Raw genomic sequence first — 19823 nt, 5'->3', positions numbered from 1 at the left:
AATTTTATTTTTAGGTAAATATATATTGACAGGCGTGAGAATCGTTGGTATTCTATTGCTTAGAAACATGTCGAAATATGGCGATTTATTTTACGGAAAGTTTGTTCAATACAATACATCCCATTATGATTGAAGATACTTTCCAACCTATGAGGGGGAGAAAAATGAAGTCTACTGGAATTGTACGTAAAGTCGATGAGCTTGGTCGTGTTGTAATCCCTATTGAACTCCGTCGCACACTTGATATTCATGAAAAAGATGCAATGGAGATCTACGTGGACAACGATAAAATTGTCCTTAAAAAGTATAAACCAAACATGACTTGTCACCTAACTGGGGAAGTATCGGATGACAACCTTTCTTTAGCTAACGGAAAACTAGTTCTAAGCCAAGAAGGCGCTAAAGAACTTGTGAACGAAATACAATCACGTTTTAATAAGTAATCGCTTCTTTACGAAGTGTTATAAAGCTTGGTAATTATACGTTTTAAAAAGGGCTGACGCTTGCATATGCACGTCAGCCCTTTTTCCTTGTGTTGCTTTCCGTTTTTCTCTTAATCAATGTGATAGGTCTGATAAACGTCGCGCTTTGGCATCTGCCTTTCCGAAGCTACCTTTTTTATCGCCTCTTTACTCGGTAAATTTTCTTCTTCTATATAATAGGTGACATGCTCTCTTACTGGAAGATGGCTCCACCATAGTACAGTGTTTTCTTCTATATCACTACTACTACCTTCCACCACAATACAGCATTCTCCCTTTAGCTGATTTTCGGATACATATGTCAGCAATTCTTCTGTTGTACCACGACTATATTCTTCGAAACGCTTTGTCAGTTCTCTGGCAATCACAGCTTGTCTTTTCCCCAACTGGTCTCGCAATGCTTTTAAGGTGTCCTTTAGTCTATGAGGAGATTCGTAAAACAGCAGGGTGTCTTGTAGACCCTTTAACCGCTCAAGCTCTGCTTCCTTATCCTTCTTTTTCCTTGGCAGAAAGCCGTAAAAATGAAACGTTTTGGCAGATAGGCCCGAACCTACTAGCGCACAAAGCGCTGCATTGGCACCAGGAAGGACGACAACTGGTAGGTCATTTTCAATGGCAGCCTGTACGAGCTCATAGCCAGGATCGGAAATGGCCGGCATTCCAGCATCACTGACTACTGCAATGGATTCCCCATCAATCATTCTTGGAAGGAGTTGCTCCTCCCGTCCCAGCTTATTATGTTCATGATAACTAATCAATGGTGTGTTTATTTCAAAATGGTTCATTAGCTTTTTCGTGTTTCTCGTATCTTCTGCTGCTATCACAGCAACCTCTTTTAATGTTCTAAGAGCGCGAAATGTGATATCTTCCAGATTACCGATTGGGGTAGGTACCACGTAAAGCGTTCCGCCCGACCCTTCCTCATAGCTCTTTTGTACTTTCACCTTGCATCCCTTCTTCCATTCTGTCCCGTATTAAGATATCCTTTTCCTTACGGGGTAGTTGTTTTATCCGATACTCTCGTTGCATTGCCTGTTCCTTTGACGGAAAGTGTTCCACATAAACGACTTCAAGCGGCCCTCTGCCACGTGTGTATTTAGCACCTTTGCCTTCTCGATGCATTTGAAGACGTTTTGTTAGATTGTTGGTATATCCCGTATACAAGGAACCATCTTTGCATTTTAGTATATAAACCGTGTGCTTGGCATCATCCATAAATAATCTCCGCCGCTTCTTCCGTATACATACCGTCTTCATTATATATATATAAAGGTGGTAGAAATTTTAAGCCTGGCTTCCCATCCCGCGTTCCTTCTATTAGCAGCATGTTCGCTTCCTTACCTTTTTTAGGATAAACCAGTTGTATCCGTTTCGGCTCCAGCCTATACTTCCGGAATAATTCAATAATGTCGACAAGCCTATCAGGACGGTGAACCATCGCCACTTTACCGCCAGGACGAACATATAGCTTACATGCTTTGACAACATCCTCTAACGTACAATAGACCTCATGTCTAGCAATTGTGAGGTATTCATTATGATTATGTTCGTTTTTAGAGGGGGTTTTAAAATAAGGTGGATTACATGTCACAACATCAAAACTGCTCTGTTGCAAAGTTGGTCCTACATTCTTTAAATCAGCATGAAGCATCTCTAACTTTTCACCCAGTTCGTTCAGCTCAATATTTCGTTGTGCCATTTGGAAAATACGTTCTTGTATCTCCACCCCTGTAATTTTTGCCTGTGACCTCCTCGATAAAAGTAGAGGAATTACCCCATTTCCTGTGCACAAATCCAAGATCGCTCCTCGTTTAATGGGAACATAGGCAAATTGTGCAAGTAGTACGGCATCAAGGGAGAAGGAAAATGCTGTTGGGCTCTGGATAATTTTCATACTCTCATCTGCCAGTAAATAATCGATTCGTTCATCATCAAATAACGCTACCATTGTCTTACCCTTTCTATGTAAAAAATCCCGCAGGAGTCTTCGTGTATTTTCTACGCTAAGTTAAATTATTACTAAAAAGCAGGGAATGTTACGTTTTTCTTATACTTGGAACTTTAAAATTTCACAGCGTCAACTTTGCTTCCTTGCTCAAATTTTATCCTTCCCTAACGTGTAAGAAAGGCTGCCCCGTGATTGGGACAGCCGCTCTTGTGTGTTATTTTTTCTTATTTAGGAAGTCGAGGCAAAAGATGCAGTCTTCATTTTGCCGCGGACTACCAAATTCGAGGTTACATATATGAAATCCTTCTTCATACAGCCTCGCCAGGTTATCATAACCTTCTCCAGGAAAACTCTTGGAAGGCTTGTCCTCACCTGATTCTGTATCCTTCTGCTTATCCGTTTGTTCCAAATGATTGCGTAAATTATGGTTCTCTGCAGCAAGCCTGTGATTCTCTTCTAGCAAATCACGTAAGCGACCCTTTAAATCGCCAAGCTGCTCATATAATTCCCCAATCTGCTGTTCCATATCCGATACCTGATCAAAAATCTGTCTCTTCTTCACGCCTAACTCACCCCATTATTCTGTGGCTTGCGCTAATATACCTTCATCAATTAGTTCGTCTAGAGTATATTCAATGACACGTTCTTTTTCTGGAATTTCGATCTGGATAAGTCGTTCCAGAATGTTTAACCCAACTACTTTCCCTTTGCCATGTGGTGTCTTTATAGATTGCCCAATATCAGGAAGTTCACGCTTGGCCGTTTCATAATCGTCGTTCTCATATTTCAAACAGCACATAAGCCTTCCGCATAGCCCAGAGATCTTTGCCGGGTTAAGGGATAAGTTCTGATCCTTCGCCATCTTAATGGAAACTGGTTCAAAGTCACCTAAAAAAGTAGAGCAGCAGAGCATTCTGCCACATGGACCAATTCCACCAAGCATTTTTGCCTCATCACGTACACCTATTTGTCTAAGTTCAATACGTGTTTTAAACATAGCTGCTAAATCTTTTACAAGATTACGGAAATCAACCCTGCCATCTGCTGTAAAATAAAAAATAATTTTATTTCGATCAAATGTATATTCTACCTCTACTAGATTCATATCAAGCTTATGTTGAATTATTTTATCTGAACAGGTTTGAAATGCTTTTTCAGCATGATCCTGATTTTCCACTACAGTTAATTTGTCCTTTTCGTTCGCCACACGAATTACCTGTTTCAGTGGAAGCACAACATCTTCCTCATCCACTTGTTTCTTGGCAATAACCACTTTCCCGAACTCTATTCCTCTCACTGTCTCGACAATGACATAACTGTCCAAGGAAACGGTATGTTCTCCAGGATCAAAATAATATATTTTACCCGCTTTTTTAAAACGGACTCCAATAACATCTATCACATAATCACCTCTGAATATGAAGTGTAAGTTGTTCCATCACTAATGTGGGATTAACATTTTGCTTCAATTTTCTTTTTGCCTGCATAATCGCATTTAAATTTGTTAGTAGTTCTTCCTGCGAAAAGGAAAGGGCTGCTTTTTCGAGCAACTGCTCCTGATTCGTAAAAAAGACCATTTCAGACTCGTTTCCAATATGGTAATAAAGTACATCTTTAAACGCTAATAGCAGTAAATCAAGTCCTTCTTCTTGCTCGGTTCGTTCTTTAAAATGTACCACCCAATGGTTATGAATAAATAAGTAAACGTCCTGTGGGTTATCGGCAAACATTTCTATCAATTGTACCACTATCTTTCTAGCAGTGGCAAACCACTCATCATTGCTACGAGCGATCGCATCGTCCAAATTATTCGTTAGGGCCCCCATCAATTTGGCCGTACTTTTACTCAAGCCATTCTCCACTAATTTCCGCTCAAATTGAACAATATTCAGGGGCTGTAAGTCAATAATTTGGCACCTAGAACGAATGGTTGGCAAAATAGCATGGCTATTCTCTGTCAGCATGATGGCCGTTGTTTGTTTACTTGGTTCCTCTAAAAACTTTAAAATACGGTTGGCTGCATTAACGGTAAGCGTCTCAGCACCCTTTATGACATATACTTTACGAGTTGATTCCATACCAGAATAACTGAATTCCTTCTGTAAATTACGGATCTGCTCTATTTTAATGGACTTCCCTTCTGGTTCTACCCAATGAACATCAGGATGGTTCCCAGAGGCAATTCTTCTACATGCATTACACTGATTACAAGGTTCTACCCCTGCCAGCTTTTCACAAAATAAATTTTTGGCAATCAATTGTGCAATTGCTTCTTTACCTGTCCCACGTGCCCCGTGAAGCAAATACGCATGAGAAATACGGTCTTTTTTTATGCTGTTGGTAATAATTCTGCTAGCCAATGGCTGTACTTCAGCAATTTCAGACCAGTTCATCATTGTATTCACTCCCTCATTTACGGCATACCTTGTTACGTATATATATTAATCAATAGTCCTTTAATTTCTCCGATTAAGCCAAGGATATCTACTGTCTTTTTTTCTCGATTCATTATTTCTTCTGTTAGCTCTAATAATTTCTCATCTACTTGCTTCACAATAGCCAATTTACGGCTTTGACCATCTAGACTGAAGCTGTGAGAATGTTCAAGGTCAAGTCCGTTTGACACGGTCTCTTGCAAAAAGCTTTTCACCATTCGCTTAAACTTTGCAAGATCACGAAAGGACCGAAACCGCGCTAGCTTATTTCCCTGTAGCGTTATATTTTTCATTAATTGCTGTAATTCCTGCTGTTTCAAGCTTTGGGTTTGGGACCGCAGGCTTTGTTGAAACGAATTAGATTCGACCACATTCGTCCTAGTATAATTCGGCTCTGTTTGTGTCCGTATTTCCTGGCCAATTTTCATAAAATCAGTCCCTTAATATTTTCCTTGGAATGCGTGTTTGAACAATCTCTTAAGAATAGGGACGACCAGCATCAACATTTCATATCTGCTGGCCGCCTTTCCTCATTGTATATCTAAGCCGAGAGCTTTCTAAAATTGATAAAACGACTCGATTGGCAGAATAAAGACGGTTGCGCCACCAACTTCAACTTTAACTGGCTTCGGAATATACGAATCAGCATTCCCTCCCATTGGGGAAATGGGTGCTACCATTTGCTCACGGTGAGAGCAATTGTCTTTAATAATTTGTAATGCTTCGTCTATATACTCGTCCTGACAACCAATCATAAGCGTCGTATTCCCTTCTTTAAGGAACCCACCTGTAGTAGCGAGCTTGGTTGTTTTAAAGTTCTCTTCTCCCAATGCATCTACTAGACGATTGGAATCTTTATCCTGAACGACAGCGATAAGCAATTTCATTATACGTAACCCCCTTTACGCTTTATTTTTTAGTAACGTGACAATGCGATCCATCGCCTCATTCTCAACAGCTTCCATAGGCTGGTCCGCATTGATCGCCTGGATTCGGCGAGGAAATCTTTTCACTAGAATATGATAGGCATCATAAACCTGTTCATGAAAATGGAGATTTTCCAAATCCAGACGATTTCGTTCTCTATCTTTATTCGCCGCGATCCTTGCCAATCCCTTGTTTGGCTCTATATCAAAAAATAAAGTTAAATCAGGCATACAGTCACCAATGGCAAATTGATTGATAGAGAACACTTCATCGATGCCCAGTCCTCTAGCATGTCCCTGGTATGCGAGGCTGCTGTCAATAAAACGATCACATAGTACTACTTTCCCCGCTTTGAGAGCAGGTAATACTTTTTCAATTAAATGTTGCCGTCTAGAGGCTGCATATAATAAAGCCTCGGTGCGCTCTTCCATTTCCGTATTGGCAGGATCGAGTATTACTTTCCTGATCTGTTCCGCAATCTCAATGCCTCCGGGCTCTCTTGTTGCTAGAACATCATAACCCTGGTCACGTAAATGCTTGCTTATACGATGAAGAAGAGAGGTTTTACCAGCACCCTCACCGCCTTCAAATGTTATAAAGATTCCGTCCACGTCATTCTTCTCCTTCTGTTGACCCTATAAAGACAGCTACTCTTTCAGGGTCCCTTTGCTGCAACCGCACTCCATTACCTTGGAGTTGCGTTATATGTTCAAGCTGTTTCTCTTTAATACGCTCTCCCTTAAGTATAAGCGGTATTCCCGGCGGATATGGGATAACGGCTTCTGCCGCTATATGTCCCGCTGCCTCGGTGATAGGCACATGCCTTGTTTCCAACTGATCCATTTTTGCATAAGGAATTGCCAGCTCTGTTATGGATTCAAGCCCCGTTAAAAACGGTACTATATCTATTGTATCATGCATTCGACTATTTTTTAATTGCTCATTCACTGTTTTTACTGCTTTTTTCAATGTTCCTGTTTGACTAAAAGGAGACAGCCCGTGAATAAATAAAATTTGATTGTCTGTTTGAAGCTCTGGATAAATATTTTGTTCTTCAAACAGTTTTGCTACTTCATTGGCAGAATGTTTCACGTGTAACGTTATTTTTAATGGATCCTCTGCAGGGACAATGGACCAGTTTTCCGAATCCTCAAATAGTCTCTTTACTTCTTCGACACTTTTCATAACAGCATCCACATCTTGTCTGGGCATAGTTGCTAGAAAAGCCCTTGCAATATCTAGTGATGCCATCAACGGGTAGGATGGGCTGCTTGATTGCAAGAGTTGCAAGTAATGAGATAATCTCCTTCGCGACACCAAAGAAGAGTTGTGATGCAGGAAGGATGCCATCGTCATGGCTGGTGCCATTTTGTGTGCCGATTGAACAACAACATCTGCTCCTAAGCTAATAGCAGAAGCAGGAAAAGGGTTGCCTAGAGAAAAATGCACGCCATGCGCCTCATCTACGAGTACAGGGATTTGATAATCATGTGCAAGTTCAATCATCTCTTTTAAGGGGTACGTTCCTCCGAAATAATCCGGGTATGTCAGCACCACTGCCTTCGCATCTGGATGTCTTTTCAAAGCTTCTAGTAATGAATCTTGCTCGGGGTTGGTGAAGCGACCGACACTTTCCTCATATGCGGGAGAAATAAAAATCGGATTAGCTCCCCTTAACTCTAAACCATTCATAATGGATTTATGGCTGTTTCGCTGAACAATAACCTTATCCCCACGTGAACAAGCTGCCATAATCATGGCCAAATTCCCCGCTGTACTCCCTCCAACAAGGAAGTAGGTATGTTCCGCCTGAAAATAGTCGGCAGCAAGACGTTCTGCTTCTGCGATAGGACCTTCCGGGGCATGCAAGTCATCTAGTCCAGTCAGTTCTGTCATATCCAATTTTAATATTTCATTATAAAAGTCACTTGCCTTCTCGGGAAAAATGGTTCCATTTTTATGCCCTGGCACATGAAAGGAGACAGGGCTGTTCTTAGTGAATTGTTTTAATGCTTGGAATAAAGGGGTCAATTGCTGATCCATGATGAGACGCTCCTTCTTTTATTGTTTATGTAGGCCGGTAATGATTTCTATTTGTTCATGCTATTTTACTATAACAAAATGGCAAGCGCCTGTTTTTATGGAACGACGATTACCCCTCTAGTTAAACCAGTAGGAAATAAAAAAAGTCTCTGCAAAAAGCAAAGACTTAGGTATCTATGAATATAGTTTTGGTTTGGTTGCATTCTTTAATTTTCTCACATAATAATTGTACTTTTCTTCTCGTGGCTCTGTATGAATCATATTATGCTCGCACTCTGTACAAATGAATGTCGTGTACAAATGGATCCCTCTAGCCTTTTCTTCCTCACAGATCCCACATCGTTGCGAATATGTTGTTTGTTCCATCTCCCCACCTCCGTTAGAAACTAGTATCTCCCAATCTAACGAAATATATACGAAAAATCTTTGAAAAAATGCGAAGCTATTAATCTGTTTTTCTAAGGAACCGTTTGGACAATTGAATGATATAGAAGATGTGAATACCTGCTCCCAAAACCCCAATAAAGAGGCTATTCATCAAATGGACGCCCTCTATAAGAAATAGCTTTGCCGGCCAAAAGGTTGGCAAGATACCACCAGCCCAGTTCCATGACTCTGAAACAAAGTAAACGATGAATGGGACAAATACAACAAGACCGACACCTTTAGAAAGAGCTAACCCTTCTATCTTATTGGCTGCAATGGTAACAAGAAACAAACAGATAATCGGAGCCTCCATTGCTAGCATTACTGTTACCAACAGTTTATCTAAAATGGGTAAGGAAACAGGACTCGCCCACTCCAGATAAATATATCCATACAACACGGTTAACACTCCTGGTAATAACAAGCGATACAACAGGTAGCCCTGTTTACTCAACGGCGTCACAGCAAAGTAGTCTATCATTTTGTCATCTCGTTCATCAAGCATAATAAAGCCTGCCATGATGCCTAGTAATAATGGTATTAATAGAATAAAGAAGCTTGCCAAGAGTCCATTATAGGCTCCTAACGCAAACTGTGCAGTAGCAAACGGCAATATAAAGCGAACAAGCAAGATGAGCAAGAGTGGGCCAATCAAAGAAATCAAAAGCATTGGATCCCTGTATATTTGCTTCATGTCCCCTTTTATTAAATGGAAGACGGACTTCATAATGTTTTCCCCTCACTTGCTTTACGTATAATCATGGTATAAAAAGATTTCCTTGCCCAAATAAATGCGATGACACCCCAAATTAATAGCATTACCACAGAATATATTGCCTCCCACGTAGTAATTGAATGAAATCCTGAGCTGATCAAAAGAAGAGCACCTTTTGTTGGCAAAAGCATAAAAAGAAAATGGTCCATCCCTGTTATTTCTAGTAACGGAAGTAAAAAGATCAGGCTGTAGATAGAGGACAGGAGAAAGAATCCATTTAGCGTATGGCAGCGCACCGCTACCCCTAAACCAAAAATGGTAAAAAACATGGATGTTAAAAACACACCGACCAGAAACAGCACCAGATAATGAGACATACCAAAAACACTGATATTGAATGATATAACTTGTTAGAATAGATAACACCGTTAGTGAAAGTGCTTTGGAGAAGATGTATTCTTCCACTTTGTACGGCGTAATGAATAGATTGTCTAAAATATTCTGGTTCCGTTCTAAAAGGACGAGCCCACCGATAAAGAAAAATCCTAATACACCAGGATCAGAAAATGTAATGAAGATCCCAGCAATTTCTCTATACTGTTCCGGGATCTGATGGAGCGCAATAATGTAAAACAGACTGACTAACGTATAGACTGCATACAGTCCGTGACGAAATTGAATTTTTATATCATAGAGAAAGGCTGCAGGAAATCTCATTTCAACCCTCTCCCTGTAACATTAATAAAGATGTCTTCGAGTGTTGCCTCCTGAGTATGGATCGTTTCCACATTACGTGTTTGGAGAATACCTAAAAAATCATGATTTGTCCCGATTCCTTGCAAGTCAAATTCACTTGTTACTAACTGATGATCCTTTTTACGATACTCCAAGCGGACTTTTCTTTTATTATGAAGCACCCGTAAATTTCTGGGGGAATCAATCAATTCGATCTTTCCATCTACTATAAAAGCAACCCGATCACAAATCTCATCAGCAGTACTCATATTGTGTGTGGTAATTAAAATCGTTTTTCCTTCTTCTTTTAAGCTTATAATTTTATCTTTTACTTTCTTAGCGTTAAGTGGATCCAATCCTGAAGTCGGCTCATCTAGGAAGAGGATATCCGGATTATTTAATAATGCGCGACATAAATTCAACCTCATTTTCATTCCTTTAGAGTAAGCGGCCACTTTCATATGAGCGGACTCCATTAATCCCATTTCTGTAAGCAACTGCGCTGCTTCAGCAGTATCCCCTGCATAGAGATTGCGGAATAAGGAGAGGTTTTCTATTGCCGTAAGCCGCTGATAGAAATTAGGAAATTCAAAAGCTACCCCAATGCTTTCATAATAGGAACGCCTTACCTGGCTTACTTCCTGGTCAAAAATGCGAACCCCGCCCTGATAGTTTTTCAGCATTCCAATTAGGATTTTTTGGGCCGTACTTTTTCCCGCACCAGATGGACCAAGAAACCCAAAAATCTCCCCTTTCTTTATTGTAAAATCCATCCCTTTTAGGGTAGGCTCTTTACGACCAGGATAAGTAAAAAACAACTTATCTACTTTTATCATCTAATCCACCTTCTTAATTAAGCCATTAGATATAAAGGTAAGGAGTAAGTCCATGGATTCTGTAAAATGCTTCTCACCAATCTGTTGCTTTTGGAGAAATAATAAGAAAACCATGCGCAGTAGTTGGATAACAAGCTCAGATTTTTCCTCTACTATGACATTTTCCCTTTGCAATTTTTCAACTAGTGGTGTGAAGAAATCCACATCACTATTAGCAAGGTGGGCTACTTTCTCCTCTGGTAATTTTCTAAATAGCGATTCCATGATTCCCTCGTCAAATAACTGGCGAATAAAAGCATTAGTCTCCATTACAGAAAAAGCCTCCATTAAAAAGGATTTAAAGCTTTCTCTCGTGACGTTACCCGACTTGAAAAATGGTAGCACAAGTTGTTCTCTAATCTTTTCTTCTTCCTGCTCCAAGATCTCTAAATAAAGCACTTCTTTGCTTTCATAAAAATTGTAGAAAGAACCTTGCGCTATCCCGACTGATTTCGTGATATCCGAAATACTCGTTTTCTTCAGTCCTCGTTTCACAAACAAGTCCCTTCCTTTTGTAAGAAGCTCTTGTTGAATCCATTCCTTTTCCCTTTGCCCAAACTTTGGCATCCCAACATCTCCTTGTTTTTGAATATATGAATAAATTTATTTTATATTCATATATTAATCAAAACCGTTACGTTGGTCAAGCTGTTTAAAGCATTAGACTCACATTGCTTGTCTTTTAGAGAATGGAATGGGTACGTCCTTCTTATACTTGGGACTCTTTTCTAAATTAAAAACTGCCACTGGCGGGGAACTCGTCCCAGTGGCAGTTTTTTTATATGGTAGACATTATGGAAGAATAAATAAGTGAATAGCTGCTAGGGAGGCCATTCCAAACAATCCTAAAAATCCGGATACAACTACTGTGAATACGTTAATTGGAATGTGTAATCCCATTGCTCCACCAAACACATTGAAAAAAAACAAAAATAAAATCCCAATTCCTAATTTTACTGTCCCCTGCGCCAAAAAACGCATTGGCTTAATGGGGGCCCCTACCAGTAACAAAACAATGATAAGTGCAACCATTACTGTTATGACCACTGTAGAACTCATCCAAATCCCCTCCTTGTCCCCTTTCTTGAAATGCAAGAAAGTATAAAATAAGCGCCGTTGTCTAGCTCGCTACGAACACCAAATACTCGGCGCCGCCTAATTGCCTACGATAAAGAAGATTTACCGACTGGCATTCGCCAGAGTCTCCGTCGCCCTTATGCCTTGTCTGGAAGGCGAAAGTCACCATCACTTCTTTTCCTCTCACTTGGACTCTGCGCTTATCTTATTTTTATGAAGAAAAGAGGGGAAAAAGAACATTAGTTAGAAAAACTCATGATTGCTTGTCTTCTAACGAATATGTATGTTTTTCTATACTTCGGGATTCAACCCCTTTTCTTTCACAAAGCTCTCTTACTATTTCTCCGATGCTTTTTTTATATTTCCCGTAAATAATTTGTCTTCTATATTTTGGTGCAAAAACTATGGGGAACTTACATCTCCACTGTGTATTTGCTAGATTATTCTTATCCTGCATTGGACATGCCTCTACGCTAGAAGCTCTATGAAACCCCCGGCATAGCCAGGGGTTTTCATAGACCACAATAAAAATACCTGCCATTGTGGAATGGCAGGTATTTCGTCTTTAAATAATTTCAAAGGTTTCCTAGCATGAATTAATGATTTTTTACAACTTCATGACCTCGGACATTCCAAGTGATTGCAAACAATATTACTGCAAGCACACAAGAAACTGTTAATAACATGAAACCAGCATCCCAGCTGAAGTGCTGAACTACAAAGCCCATAATTGCATTTGCTGATACAGCACCACCGATATAACCAAAGAAGCCTGTTAATCCAGCAGCAGTACCAGCAGCTTTTTTAGGTACAAAATCAAGAGCTTGTAAGCCAATTAGCATAACAGGACCATAAATCAAGAAACCAATGGCGATTAATGCAATATTGTCTACAAGTGGGTTACCAGCAGGATTGAACCAGTACACAAGAACTGCGACTAGCACGCCGAGCATAAACACAACACCAGCCGGTCCGCGACGGCCTTTAAAGACTTTATCGGAAATATAACCACATAACAGCGTACCAGGAATTCCTGCCCACTCATATAGGAAGTAAGCAATTCCAGACTCACTCATATTAAAACCTTTTTCTTCACTTAAATAGGTTGGAGCCCAATCCAACACGCCATAACGTACAAAATAAACAAAAATATTAGCAATAGCAATAGCCCAAACCCATTTATTATTTAGTACATATTTGAATAGAATTTCTTTTGTAGTTAGTTCTGTTTCAAATATTTTTTTGGATTTACTTGGATAATCATCTCGATGTTCTTCAATTGGAGGCAAACCTTCTGATTGTGGAGTATCTCGAATCAATGCAAAAGCAATAATTGCAACTACGACAGCGACTAACGCTGGTAAAATAAATACCCCTTCATAGCCTATAAAGGTTGCACCAAAATAGGTTGTGGCAAGCGATACACCACCAATAGCCAATGGAGCCATAAGTCCTCCACCCACATTGTGTGCCACATTCCAAATAGCGGTCTTACCACCACGTTCACTCACACTAAACCAATGTACAAGAACACGTCCAGAAGGCGGCCAGCCCATCCCTTGAACCCAACCGTTAAGGAATAACATAATAAACATAATGGTGATGGTTGATGTGAAAAAAGGAATAAATCCCATTAATAAATTTATAATTGCCGACAAAATTAAACCAGTGACTAGAAAAACTCTAGCATTACTTCGATCTGAGATCGTTGCCATAACAAATTTACTTATTCCATAGGCGATGGAAATAGCAGATAAAGCTAGACCTAATTCACCCTTTGAGAAACCTTCTTCTGTAAGATAAGGCATAGCAAGTGAAAAGTTCTTCCGAATTAAATAATAAGCTGCATAACCAATAAATATTCCCATAAAGACTTGAAATCTAAGTTTTTTATACTCAGCATCTATCTTATCTTCTGGTAATCTTTCTTTGGCTGGAGCAGGTTTAAAAAATTTCAACATAAAAGCTCCTCCTTGTTGTATATAAAAATAGAAAACAAACTCCCAAAAACCCATTAATATAATGGTTAGCTGCCCCTCCTTCGTTAGTAAAGCTGAAGTCGCTAGGTAAGTAGATTGGATTTCACACAAAAAAGCCATACTAAAACATATACATCCCAAAAGGGAGGTATATAAATAGAATGGTCTCCTCGTCTCCGCTACCTCTTAACTTGTAGAATTAAGAGTAAATGATTTTTTTAAAATTGTCAACGCATACATTGAAATATTATAAATAGAAATAGAATTTCTTCTTGATAGACATAGATTCATTGTCTACACTAAAAAATCAGTCTATAAATCTATAAAAGCATGCACTTTAATGTATATAGAGCAATAAATCAACTAGGTTATAGAAAGGTTTTGTAGAATGAGAAAAATCTCTTTACAAACAAAGATACAGCCATAAATAGCTATCTTGAGTCTAAGGAAGTAGAGGAACAAATGGGGGAAAGAGCTATACAGGCTGCTCGAACTATTTCTTTCACCACAAATAAGCGATAAACTCCATCTATTTCTTCTGTATGCTGAACCGTAAACCCTTCAAATCCTGGTAATTTAACGGTAGAATTCAATTACATGTTTCTCCTTTTTGTTTGGTTGTTTGAACTGCTGCACCCAGTGTAACAAATAAGGAGCTTGCGTGCTTTTTATTTATATTCAGAAGATTATCCTCACTCCAACAAATATTTTAGAACCAAAAAAAGACAAGGGAACACAATAGGTTCCCTTGCCTTTTCGGAATAGAAATGTAAAGAAAATTTTGCTCTCAGAAATTCTCTGTGGTTAGCGGAAACTCATGGCACTTACTTTACGATGCCTTGCCTCACGGAGTAAAAATAAATAATTCGCTTGAGCAAGTGCTTCTCTACTTACCGCGTGTACCGGTCGTTCGATGCTTTGTTCTAGCAAAGAAGAGATGTGCTTCCATTCGTTTTCCAATTTGAATATTGAATCTAATAATTGCTCATCCATATCGCTTTTTTTAATTTTTTTGGCCATGTGTCCCACCTAATCCCTACAAATCTCTTCTACCTTCCAACGCTTTTGATAGTGTTACTTCATCTGCATATTCCAAATCCCCACCGACTGGAAGACCGTGCGCGATACGAGTTGTTCGTACCCCTGATGGCTTTACTAGACGGGAGATATACATCGCCGTTGCCTCTCCCTCGATATTTGGGTTAGTGGCGAGAATCAGTTCTTTTACTTCTTCGTCTTTAAGGCGATTAATTAAATCTGGTACGTTAATATCCTCTGGGCCAATTCCGTCCATTGGAGAAATAGCTCCATGAAGGACATGGTATTTACCGTGGAACTCCTTCATCTTTTCCATTGCTATCACATCTTTAGGATCTTGAACTACACAGATGATGGACGCGTCCCTTGATGTATCCTGACAGATGGAGCACGGATCTTGATCCGTAATATGCCCACACACAGAACAATGCGTTAGTTCACGCTTGGCATTTACGAGAGCCTTGGCAAAGTCCATTACGTCGTCCTCTTTCATATTCAAAACAAAAAATGCCAGTCGGACAGCAGTCTTAGGTCCAATCCCCGGCAATTTTGTAAAACTGTCAATAAGTTTAGATATTGGTTCTGGATAGTACATCATTTTCCTCCTAGAAGCGACACAAGCAAGGGCCTAGACTAACATTGCTATCCACCCACTTGCTATTAAACCCAGCATGCTGCCTCCCCGCTTCACAGGTGGCAGCGCTGATGTGAAACTAGAACATTCCTGGCATATTCAACCCTTTGGTGAATTGCCCCATCGTGTCATTCGTTTTATCTTCAATTTGCTTAATTACATCGTTTGTTGCTGCAAGGATGAGATCTTGTAGCATATCAATATCATCTGGATCTACAACTTCTTCCTTAATCTGTACATCCGTAATTTCTTTTTTACCGTTTGCAGTAACAGTAACCATTCCCCCACCTGCTGATGCTTCAAACGTCATTTCATGGAGTTCATCCTGTGCCTGCATCATTTTTTTCTGCATTTTTTGCATTTGTTTCATCATTCCGCCCATATTTCCCATACCTTTCATGGAAAACGCCTCCTTTAAATTAAACTTAGCATTATTTTACCAAACTTTAGTAAAGCTAATCATGTATTTCAATCAGATCATCACCAACAAGCTTTCGTGCCTCTTCCACCAGTGGATCAACCTGTTGTTCCTCAGATTCGTTGCTTTTTTCCTGGTTATTTATATAATCTGTTCTAATTTCCGACCAATTCAATTCGGGAATAGGGATAATAGTCAGCTGCTTGTTCAGTACACTTGCAAGAACTGATTCGACCGTCTCCCGGTTATCAAGAAATAAGGAACAGTGAATTTCATACTTAAATGCCACAATTATCGCCTGATCTGATGCTGCTACAGGCTTACTATCCTGTATAGTAGCATGTGCAGGAGCATTTGATGACTTAAGCTTTGATAGAAAGTTTGCCCACTGGCCGTGCACATTTTTCAATGCGGCTTTTTCTGCCTGCTTTAACACGTCACGAATGCGCTCATTCGGAATTTTATAGCTGTTTTTCGTTGCCCTTGTCTGTGGTCTGCGCTGCTCTCTTGGAGCGGCAGTTTGCACAGCTGCTTGTGGGTTTTGTTTTAATGCAGCTACTTCTTTTTCTAGCGCTGATAGCTTACTGGTCAGTTTCATGACGGCATCGGAATCCTCGTTTCTTTCCGCTACCGGTGCTGCATCAGTTTGCTGTTGTCCGTTTGTAAGAGACAAGACGGCTATTTCAATAAACACCTTGGGGCTGTTCGTCCACTTCATCTCTTGCTGGCATTGATTTAGTTCCATGATTGCCTGTTGTACCCATTGGATCGACACAGCTTCTGCCAAAGAAGTGAAGCTTTCATCTGTTCTTGCCCTCTCCAGTAACCCCTCAAGCGATGGAGCACTCTTAAATAACAGGAGATCACGCAAGAAGTAAATCATGTCATAGACAAAACGACCTGGATCTTTTCCACGACTTATCAATTCATCCAATTGTTTTAATGCATGTTGGACGTTTTTTTCGTGCATGGATTGTACCATATCCGTTAAAATCTGTTGCGAAACACCGCCAGTAACTGCGAGGACATCCTCCAGTTCAACCTTTTCTTCACTATAGGATATTGCCTGATCTAGTATACTTAGCGCATCACGCATTCCGCCTTCTGCTGCAAGTGCCACTGTTTCCATTGCTTCCTGAGAAACCGAAATACCTTCTGCATCGATAATCGACTGCATACGCTCTACAATCGCTGCATTGGAAATTGGCTTAAAGTCGAACCGTTGGCACCTTGAGAGAATCGTTAATGGAATCTTATGTGGCTCTGTTGTCGCAAGAATAAAGACAACGTGCTTTGGTGGTTCTTCCAATGTTTTCAATAAGGCATTAAAAGCATTCGTAGAGATCATATGCACTTCATCAATAATATATACTTTATAGGGAACAGAGCTGGAAGCGTACTTCACCTTATCCCGTATGTCACGAATATCCTCCACACTTGTGTTGGAGGCCGCGTCAATTTCAATTACATCCGAAATCGACCCATCCTGAATTCCGCGGCATGCCGCACATTCATTACAAGGTTCCTTTGCGGGCGCCTGTTCACAGTTTATCGTTTTGGCGAAAATTTTTGCAGCACTCGTTTTCCCCGTTCCACGTGGGCCCGAGAATACATAAGCATGCGAAAACTTCTCCTGGACAATCGCATTTTGCAATGTACGTGTAATATGTGTTTGTCCGACTACGTCCTGAAATTTTCTAGGACGCCAAACGCGATATAATGCCTGATAGCTCATAATACAAAATCCCCTCTATGATCTCTTTCTAATTATACTCTATTTACAGGGTGAATGTGAACCGTAGCTTGTTACAGTTTTAACAAAAATAATGTGTGCAAGACAAAAGTTTATACTCTCTAGCCTCAAGCCTTCCGGTATCTGCATGATTGAAGGTCTTCTGCAACCAAATATTAGGAAAAAAAAGATTAGTGCATACGTAAATTCTTTCTATAAAATCTATTCTGTTTTGCCTGCTTGCTATTTTCCTTTATAATAAATAAGAAACAAGTATGAAGGAGAATTGATATGAGTCTATTAAATGATATCTTATCCTATAATGAAGAATTTGTAGAAAAAAAGGAATATGAAGCATACCAGAAAGGCAAGGTTCCCAATAAACGCTTACTAATCTTGTCATGTATGGATACACGATTAGTCGAACTCTTACCAAAGGCAATGAATGTTGGGAATGGGGATGTGAAAATCTTAAAAACAGCAGGCGCGCTTGTCTCCCACCCTTTCGGCAGTATTATGCGGAGTATTTTAGTTGGCGTTTATGAACTTGGCATTGACGAAATATGTGTAGTAGGACACCATGATTGCGGGATGTCCGGGATTAAAGTAGACGATACACTAAAGAAAATGAAAGAGCGTGGTGTGACAGAAGAGAAACTGGACACACTTGCGTTTTCCGGTATTGACTTTGAACAATTCCTACAAGGGTTTGATAATGTAGAGGACAGTGTTAAACACAGTGTTTCCACTGTACATAACCATCCACTGCTACCAACTGATGTACCCGTACACGGACTTGTGATCAATCCAGATACAGGAAAGCTTGATCTTGTCGTCGATGGATATGCAACTAAATAAAAAGAAAAGCCTTCAGCCCTTAATGGACTGAAGGCTTTCTTTATATGTATGCCGTGCACCCACCGTCGATTTGACGGCCCTATGCGTTACCTAAGTTCATGGCTCGGTCCAGGCTTCCCCGCGGCACACGGAGATAACCACTTACTGCTGCTTCCTTCCGGACCTGACAGAATTCATGGGTCTCTGTTGCGCAGGACCTGGACGTCAACACCACTCCCTTAGGGCAGGCCATAAAGTCGCCAAACCTTGGGTGGGAATTCGGCCTCGCTATAGCGGATTGCGAGTACAGGGCACCGCTACCTCCCCGCTTAGCACGACATTAACTATTATAACGACTTTTTTAGTAGAATGCAATGATTGTCCCATACAAAAATATGGGAATAAAAGCTGGAGGCGGTTTTAATCGGGCAACAACCCATCCCCAGTTTTCCTTTGCCTCCGTAAATCACGAAAGAAATCACGTAAAAGGGAGCCACATTCCTCTTCCAAAATACCACCTGTCACCTCGACTTGGTGGTTAAATCGTTTTTCATCTAATAAATTCATAAGGGTTCCAGCACATCCAGCCTTTGGATCTGGCGCCCCATATACCACTCGCTTTATTCTTGATTGCACAATTGCCCCAGCACACATCGGACATGGTTCTAATGTGACATAGAGTGTGCAGTCCTCCAGGCGCCAGCTCCCTATCTTTTTATTCGCTTCCTCAATCGCAAATAATTCTGCATGCGATAGCGTAGTTTGGGAAGCCTCCCGTTCATTATAACCAGTGCCAATGACTTCATCTCGAAAAACAATCACAGCGCCGATCGGAACTTCTTTTTTCGCACCTGCTTTTTTCGCTTGTATAATTGCCTGTTCCATAAAATGATCGTCCATCTTCATACATGACACCTTCTTAAGTTTGAATTAGTTCAAATAGGTAATAAATAGAATATGACGTTAAAAAGGAGCTGCTAGCATGGAAACGCCACAAAACGATACTGCTGTATTGTTTGTAGATATTATAAATCATTTTGATTTTGATGGTGGAGATGACTTACTCGCCAATACTAAAGAAATTCTACCGAACATGAAAAGGCTTCGTCAATATGCGAAAGATCATGAATTGCCTCTTATTTATATAAATGATCACTATGGCTTATGGCAGGCTGACTTTAAAAAAGTAACAGACTACTGTAAGAATGAGAAAAGCCAAGAGGTGATTGATGCGATTGGTCCAGATGATGACGACTATTTTCTTATTAAACCACAGCATTCGGCCTTTTTCCAAACCCCTCTTCAATCGCTTTTAACAGAGCTCGGGAAAACCAAGTTAATTATTTCCGGTATTGCTGGTGACATTTGTATTTTGTTTACAGCTAAAGATGCCTATATGTATAAATTCGAGTTAAAAATACCCAAAAATTGCATGGCCTCAGAGAGTAAACAAACAAACGACTATGCTCTGTACCTCATGGAGTCTGTTATGAAAGCAGATATTGATACTTTCTAATGACAT

Annotated in this window: 26 protein-coding genes, 1 other RNA gene and 1 pseudogene; 3 read left to right on the top strand and 25 right to left on the bottom strand. The window is 40.1% G+C overall.

Annotated features, from left to right (window positions below; translation table 11 throughout):
* The first annotated feature begins 164 nt into the window (after window positions 1-164).
* Complete coding sequence (locus BN988_RS16620) at window positions 165-443, top strand: AbrB/MazE/SpoVT family DNA-binding domain-containing protein (protein ID WP_036578185.1); 279 nt, start codon at window positions 165-167, stop codon at window positions 441-443.
* 110 nt (window positions 444-553) lie between these two features.
* Here the strand turns inward: BN988_RS16620 and rsmI are convergent, their stop codons facing one another.
* The 23 genes and pseudogenes from rsmI to dnaX all read right to left on the bottom strand — a co-directional run bounded on the left by rsmI (window position 554) and on the right by dnaX (window position 17467).
* Window positions 554-1426: a 16S rRNA (cytidine(1402)-2'-O)-methyltransferase gene (gene rsmI / locus BN988_RS16615; RefSeq protein WP_036578183.1), complete on the bottom strand. Its 873-nt coding sequence runs from the start codon at window positions 1424-1426 to the stop codon at window positions 554-556.
* On the bottom strand, window positions 1404-1697 hold the full coding sequence (locus BN988_RS16610; protein WP_036578182.1) for a GIY-YIG nuclease family protein: 294 nt from the start codon (window positions 1695-1697) through the stop codon (window positions 1404-1406). Before BN988_RS16610 ends, rsmI begins: the two co-directional genes overlap by 23 nt.
* Complete coding sequence (locus tag BN988_RS16605; protein WP_036578180.1) at window positions 1690-2430, bottom strand: tRNA1(Val) (adenine(37)-N6)-methyltransferase; 741 nt, start codon at window positions 2428-2430, stop codon at window positions 1690-1692. The genes BN988_RS16610 and BN988_RS16605 overlap by 8 nt, the downstream gene beginning before the upstream one ends.
* Before the next feature lie 214 nt (window positions 2431-2644).
* Entirely contained in the window at window positions 2645-2992 is a 348-nt protein-coding gene (gene yabA / locus BN988_RS16600; RefSeq protein WP_036578179.1) for a DNA replication initiation control protein YabA, read from the bottom strand.
* Between the two features lie 15 nt (window positions 2993-3007).
* Window positions 3008-3832: a PSP1 domain-containing protein gene (locus BN988_RS16595; RefSeq protein ID WP_036578178.1), complete on the bottom strand. Its 825-nt coding sequence runs from the start codon at window positions 3830-3832 to the stop codon at window positions 3008-3010.
* A gap of 4 nt (window positions 3833-3836) precedes the next feature.
* The gene (gene holB, locus BN988_RS16590) at window positions 3837-4826 is read right to left on the bottom strand and encodes a DNA polymerase III subunit delta' (protein ID WP_036578177.1); all 990 of its coding nucleotides are present in this window, start codon (window positions 4824-4826) and stop codon (window positions 3837-3839) included.
* A 32-nt stretch (window positions 4827-4858) separates the two neighbouring features.
* Window positions 4859-5293 carry a YaaR family protein gene (locus tag BN988_RS16585; RefSeq protein ID WP_036578176.1) on the bottom strand — a complete coding sequence of 145 codons (435 nt, stop codon included), beginning with the start codon at window positions 5291-5293 and terminating at the stop codon, window positions 4859-4861.
* Window positions 5294-5422: 129 nt separating this feature from the next.
* Entirely contained in the window at window positions 5423-5752 is a 330-nt protein-coding gene (locus tag BN988_RS16580; protein ID WP_036578175.1) for a cyclic-di-AMP receptor, read from the bottom strand.
* Window positions 5753-5767: 15 nt separating this feature from the next.
* Entirely contained in the window at window positions 5768-6403 is a 636-nt protein-coding gene (gene tmk / locus BN988_RS16575) for a dTMP kinase (RefSeq protein ID WP_036578174.1), read from the bottom strand.
* Window position 6404: 1 nt separating this feature from the next.
* Window positions 6405-7835 (bottom strand): aminotransferase class I/II-fold pyridoxal phosphate-dependent enzyme, encoded by a 1431-nt coding sequence (locus BN988_RS16570; protein ID WP_036578172.1) that lies wholly within the window; start codon window positions 7833-7835, stop codon window positions 6405-6407.
* A gap of 174 nt (window positions 7836-8009) precedes the next feature.
* Entirely contained in the window at window positions 8010-8201 is a 192-nt protein-coding gene (locus BN988_RS16565) for a sigma factor G inhibitor Gin (RefSeq protein ID WP_036578170.1), read from the bottom strand.
* A gap of 79 nt (window positions 8202-8280) precedes the next feature.
* Window positions 8281-8988, bottom strand: coding sequence for a hypothetical protein (locus BN988_RS16560; protein WP_036578169.1), 708 nt, complete (start codon window positions 8986-8988; stop codon window positions 8281-8283).
* A gap of 21 nt (window positions 8989-9009) precedes the next feature.
* Window positions 9010-9693, bottom strand: coding sequence for a hypothetical protein (locus tag BN988_RS16555; RefSeq protein ID WP_051558060.1), 684 nt, complete (start codon window positions 9691-9693; stop codon window positions 9010-9012).
* Window positions 9690-10547, bottom strand: a complete 858-nt coding sequence (locus BN988_RS16550; protein ID WP_036578167.1) for an ABC transporter ATP-binding protein — start codon at window positions 10545-10547, stop codon at window positions 9690-9692. Before BN988_RS16550 ends, BN988_RS16555 begins: the two co-directional genes overlap by 4 nt.
* Entirely contained in the window at window positions 10548-11153 is a 606-nt protein-coding gene (locus BN988_RS16545; RefSeq protein ID WP_036578165.1) for a TetR/AcrR family transcriptional regulator, read from the bottom strand.
* Window positions 11154-11378: 225 nt separating this feature from the next.
* Window positions 11379-11645: a pro-sigmaK processing inhibitor BofA family protein gene (locus tag BN988_RS16540; protein ID WP_036578164.1), complete on the bottom strand. Its 267-nt coding sequence runs from the start codon at window positions 11643-11645 to the stop codon at window positions 11379-11381.
* Window positions 11646-11967: 322 nt separating this feature from the next.
* Window positions 11968-12120 (bottom strand): annotated as a pseudogene (locus BN988_RS16535) (transposase); the annotation flags it as partial.
* Window positions 12121-12259: 139 nt separating this feature from the next.
* Window positions 12260-13624, bottom strand: coding sequence for a glycerol-3-phosphate transporter (gene glpT / locus BN988_RS16530; protein ID WP_036578163.1), 1365 nt, complete (start codon window positions 13622-13624; stop codon window positions 12260-12262).
* 449 nt (window positions 13625-14073) lie between these two features.
* A complete protein-coding gene (locus tag BN988_RS19000; protein ID WP_155988327.1) occupies window positions 14074-14235 on the bottom strand; it encodes a hypothetical protein in 162 nt (53 codons plus the stop codon).
* A gap of 211 nt (window positions 14236-14446) precedes the next feature.
* Entirely contained in the window at window positions 14447-14662 is a 216-nt protein-coding gene (locus BN988_RS16525) for a YaaL family protein (protein ID WP_036578162.1), read from the bottom strand.
* Between the two features lie 16 nt (window positions 14663-14678).
* Window positions 14679-15275, bottom strand: a complete 597-nt coding sequence (recR, locus tag BN988_RS16520) for a recombination mediator RecR (protein ID WP_036578160.1) — start codon at window positions 15273-15275, stop codon at window positions 14679-14681.
* A gap of 118 nt (window positions 15276-15393) precedes the next feature.
* Window positions 15394-15714, bottom strand: coding sequence for a YbaB/EbfC family nucleoid-associated protein (locus BN988_RS16515; protein WP_036578159.1), 321 nt, complete (start codon window positions 15712-15714; stop codon window positions 15394-15396).
* A gap of 55 nt (window positions 15715-15769) precedes the next feature.
* Entirely contained in the window at window positions 15770-17467 is a 1698-nt protein-coding gene (gene dnaX / locus BN988_RS16510; protein ID WP_036578158.1) for a DNA polymerase III subunit gamma/tau, read from the bottom strand.
* A gap of 288 nt (window positions 17468-17755) precedes the next feature.
* Here dnaX and BN988_RS16505 point away from each other — a divergent pair, with 288 nt between their 5' ends.
* The gene (locus BN988_RS16505; protein ID WP_036578157.1) at window positions 17756-18322 is read left to right on the top strand and encodes a beta-class carbonic anhydrase; all 567 of its coding nucleotides are present in this window, start codon (window positions 17756-17758) and stop codon (window positions 18320-18322) included.
* 51 nt (window positions 18323-18373) lie between these two features.
* On the opposite strand, the gene ffs is transcribed toward BN988_RS16505, so the two are convergent.
* Both ffs and tadA read right to left on the bottom strand, forming a co-directional pair.
* Window positions 18374-18639, bottom strand: an RNA gene (gene ffs / locus BN988_RS18750) — signal recognition particle sRNA large type.
* Between the two features lie 82 nt (window positions 18640-18721).
* Window positions 18722-19207 (bottom strand): tRNA adenosine(34) deaminase TadA, encoded by a 486-nt coding sequence (tadA, locus tag BN988_RS16500; RefSeq protein ID WP_036578156.1) that lies wholly within the window; start codon window positions 19205-19207, stop codon window positions 18722-18724.
* A gap of 76 nt (window positions 19208-19283) precedes the next feature.
* Here tadA and BN988_RS16495 point away from each other — a divergent pair, with 76 nt between their 5' ends.
* Window positions 19284-19817 (top strand): isochorismatase family cysteine hydrolase, encoded by a 534-nt coding sequence (locus tag BN988_RS16495; protein WP_036578155.1) that lies wholly within the window; start codon window positions 19284-19286, stop codon window positions 19815-19817.
* Window positions 19818-19823: the final 6 nt, after the last annotated feature.

The sequence above is a fragment of the Oceanobacillus picturae genome (genome assembly GCF_000612865.1).
Classification (GTDB): Bacteria; Bacillota; Bacilli; order Bacillales; family Amphibacillaceae; genus Oceanobacillus_B; species Oceanobacillus_B jordanicus.
The sequence above is the reverse complement of the archived record's forward strand: the minus strand, read 5'-3'. Positions and strand labels throughout refer to the sequence as shown.

Bases quoted from the DNA above. Each gene is read 5' to 3' on its own strand.
- glpT (WP_036578163.1), bottom strand. From the start codon at position 13,624: ATGTTGAAATTTTTTAAACCTGCTCCAGCCAAAGAAAGATTACCAGAA.
- BN988_RS16585 (WP_036578176.1), bottom strand. From the start codon at position 5,293: ATGAAAATTGGCCAGGAAATACGGACACAAACAGAGCCGAATTATACT.
- dnaX (WP_036578158.1), bottom strand. From the start codon at position 17,467: ATGAGCTATCAGGCATTATATCGCGTTTGGCGTCCTAGAAAATTTCAG.
- BN988_RS16525 (WP_036578162.1), bottom strand. From the start codon at position 14,662: ATGGCCAAAAAAATTAAAAAAAGCGATATGGATGAGCAATTATTAGAT.
- BN988_RS16580 (WP_036578175.1), bottom strand. From the start codon at position 5,752: ATGAAATTGCTTATCGCTGTCGTTCAGGATAAAGATTCCAATCGTCTA.
- BN988_RS16610 (WP_036578182.1), bottom strand. From the start codon at position 1,697: ATGGATGATGCCAAGCACACGGTTTATATACTAAAATGCAAAGATGGT.
- BN988_RS16605 (WP_036578180.1), bottom strand. From the start codon at position 2,430: ATGGTAGCGTTATTTGATGATGAACGAATCGATTATTTACTGGCAGAT.
- recR (WP_036578160.1), bottom strand. From the start codon at position 15,275: ATGTACTATCCAGAACCAATATCTAAACTTATTGACAGTTTTACAAAA.
- BN988_RS16620 (WP_036578185.1), top strand. From the start codon at position 165: ATGAAGTCTACTGGAATTGTACGTAAAGTCGATGAGCTTGGTCGTGTT.
- tadA (WP_036578156.1), bottom strand. From the start codon at position 19,207: ATGAAGATGGACGATCATTTTATGGAACAGGCAATTATACAAGCGAAA.
- BN988_RS16545 (WP_036578165.1), bottom strand. From the start codon at position 11,153: ATGCCAAAGTTTGGGCAAAGGGAAAAGGAATGGATTCAACAAGAGCTT.
- BN988_RS16555 (WP_051558060.1), bottom strand. From the start codon at position 9,693: ATGAGATTTCCTGCAGCCTTTCTCTATGATATAAAAATTCAATTTCGT.
- BN988_RS16570 (WP_036578172.1), bottom strand. From the start codon at position 7,835: ATGGATCAGCAATTGACCCCTTTATTCCAAGCATTAAAACAATTCACT.
- BN988_RS16565 (WP_036578170.1), bottom strand. From the start codon at position 8,201: ATGGAACAAACAACATATTCGCAACGATGTGGGATCTGTGAGGAAGAA.
- BN988_RS16540 (WP_036578164.1), bottom strand. From the start codon at position 11,645: ATGAGTTCTACAGTGGTCATAACAGTAATGGTTGCACTTATCATTGTT.
- BN988_RS16495 (WP_036578155.1), top strand. From the start codon at position 19,284: ATGGAAACGCCACAAAACGATACTGCTGTATTGTTTGTAGATATTATA.
- BN988_RS16550 (WP_036578167.1), bottom strand. From the start codon at position 10,547: ATGATAAAAGTAGATAAGTTGTTTTTTACTTATCCTGGTCGTAAAGAG.
- BN988_RS16560 (WP_036578169.1), bottom strand. From the start codon at position 8,988: ATGAAGTCCGTCTTCCATTTAATAAAAGGGGACATGAAGCAAATATAC.
- holB (WP_036578177.1), bottom strand. From the start codon at position 4,826: ATGATGAACTGGTCTGAAATTGCTGAAGTACAGCCATTGGCTAGCAGA.
- BN988_RS16505 (WP_036578157.1), top strand. From the start codon at position 17,756: ATGAGTCTATTAAATGATATCTTATCCTATAATGAAGAATTTGTAGAA.
- BN988_RS16515 (WP_036578159.1), bottom strand. From the start codon at position 15,714: ATGAAAGGTATGGGAAATATGGGCGGAATGATGAAACAAATGCAAAAA.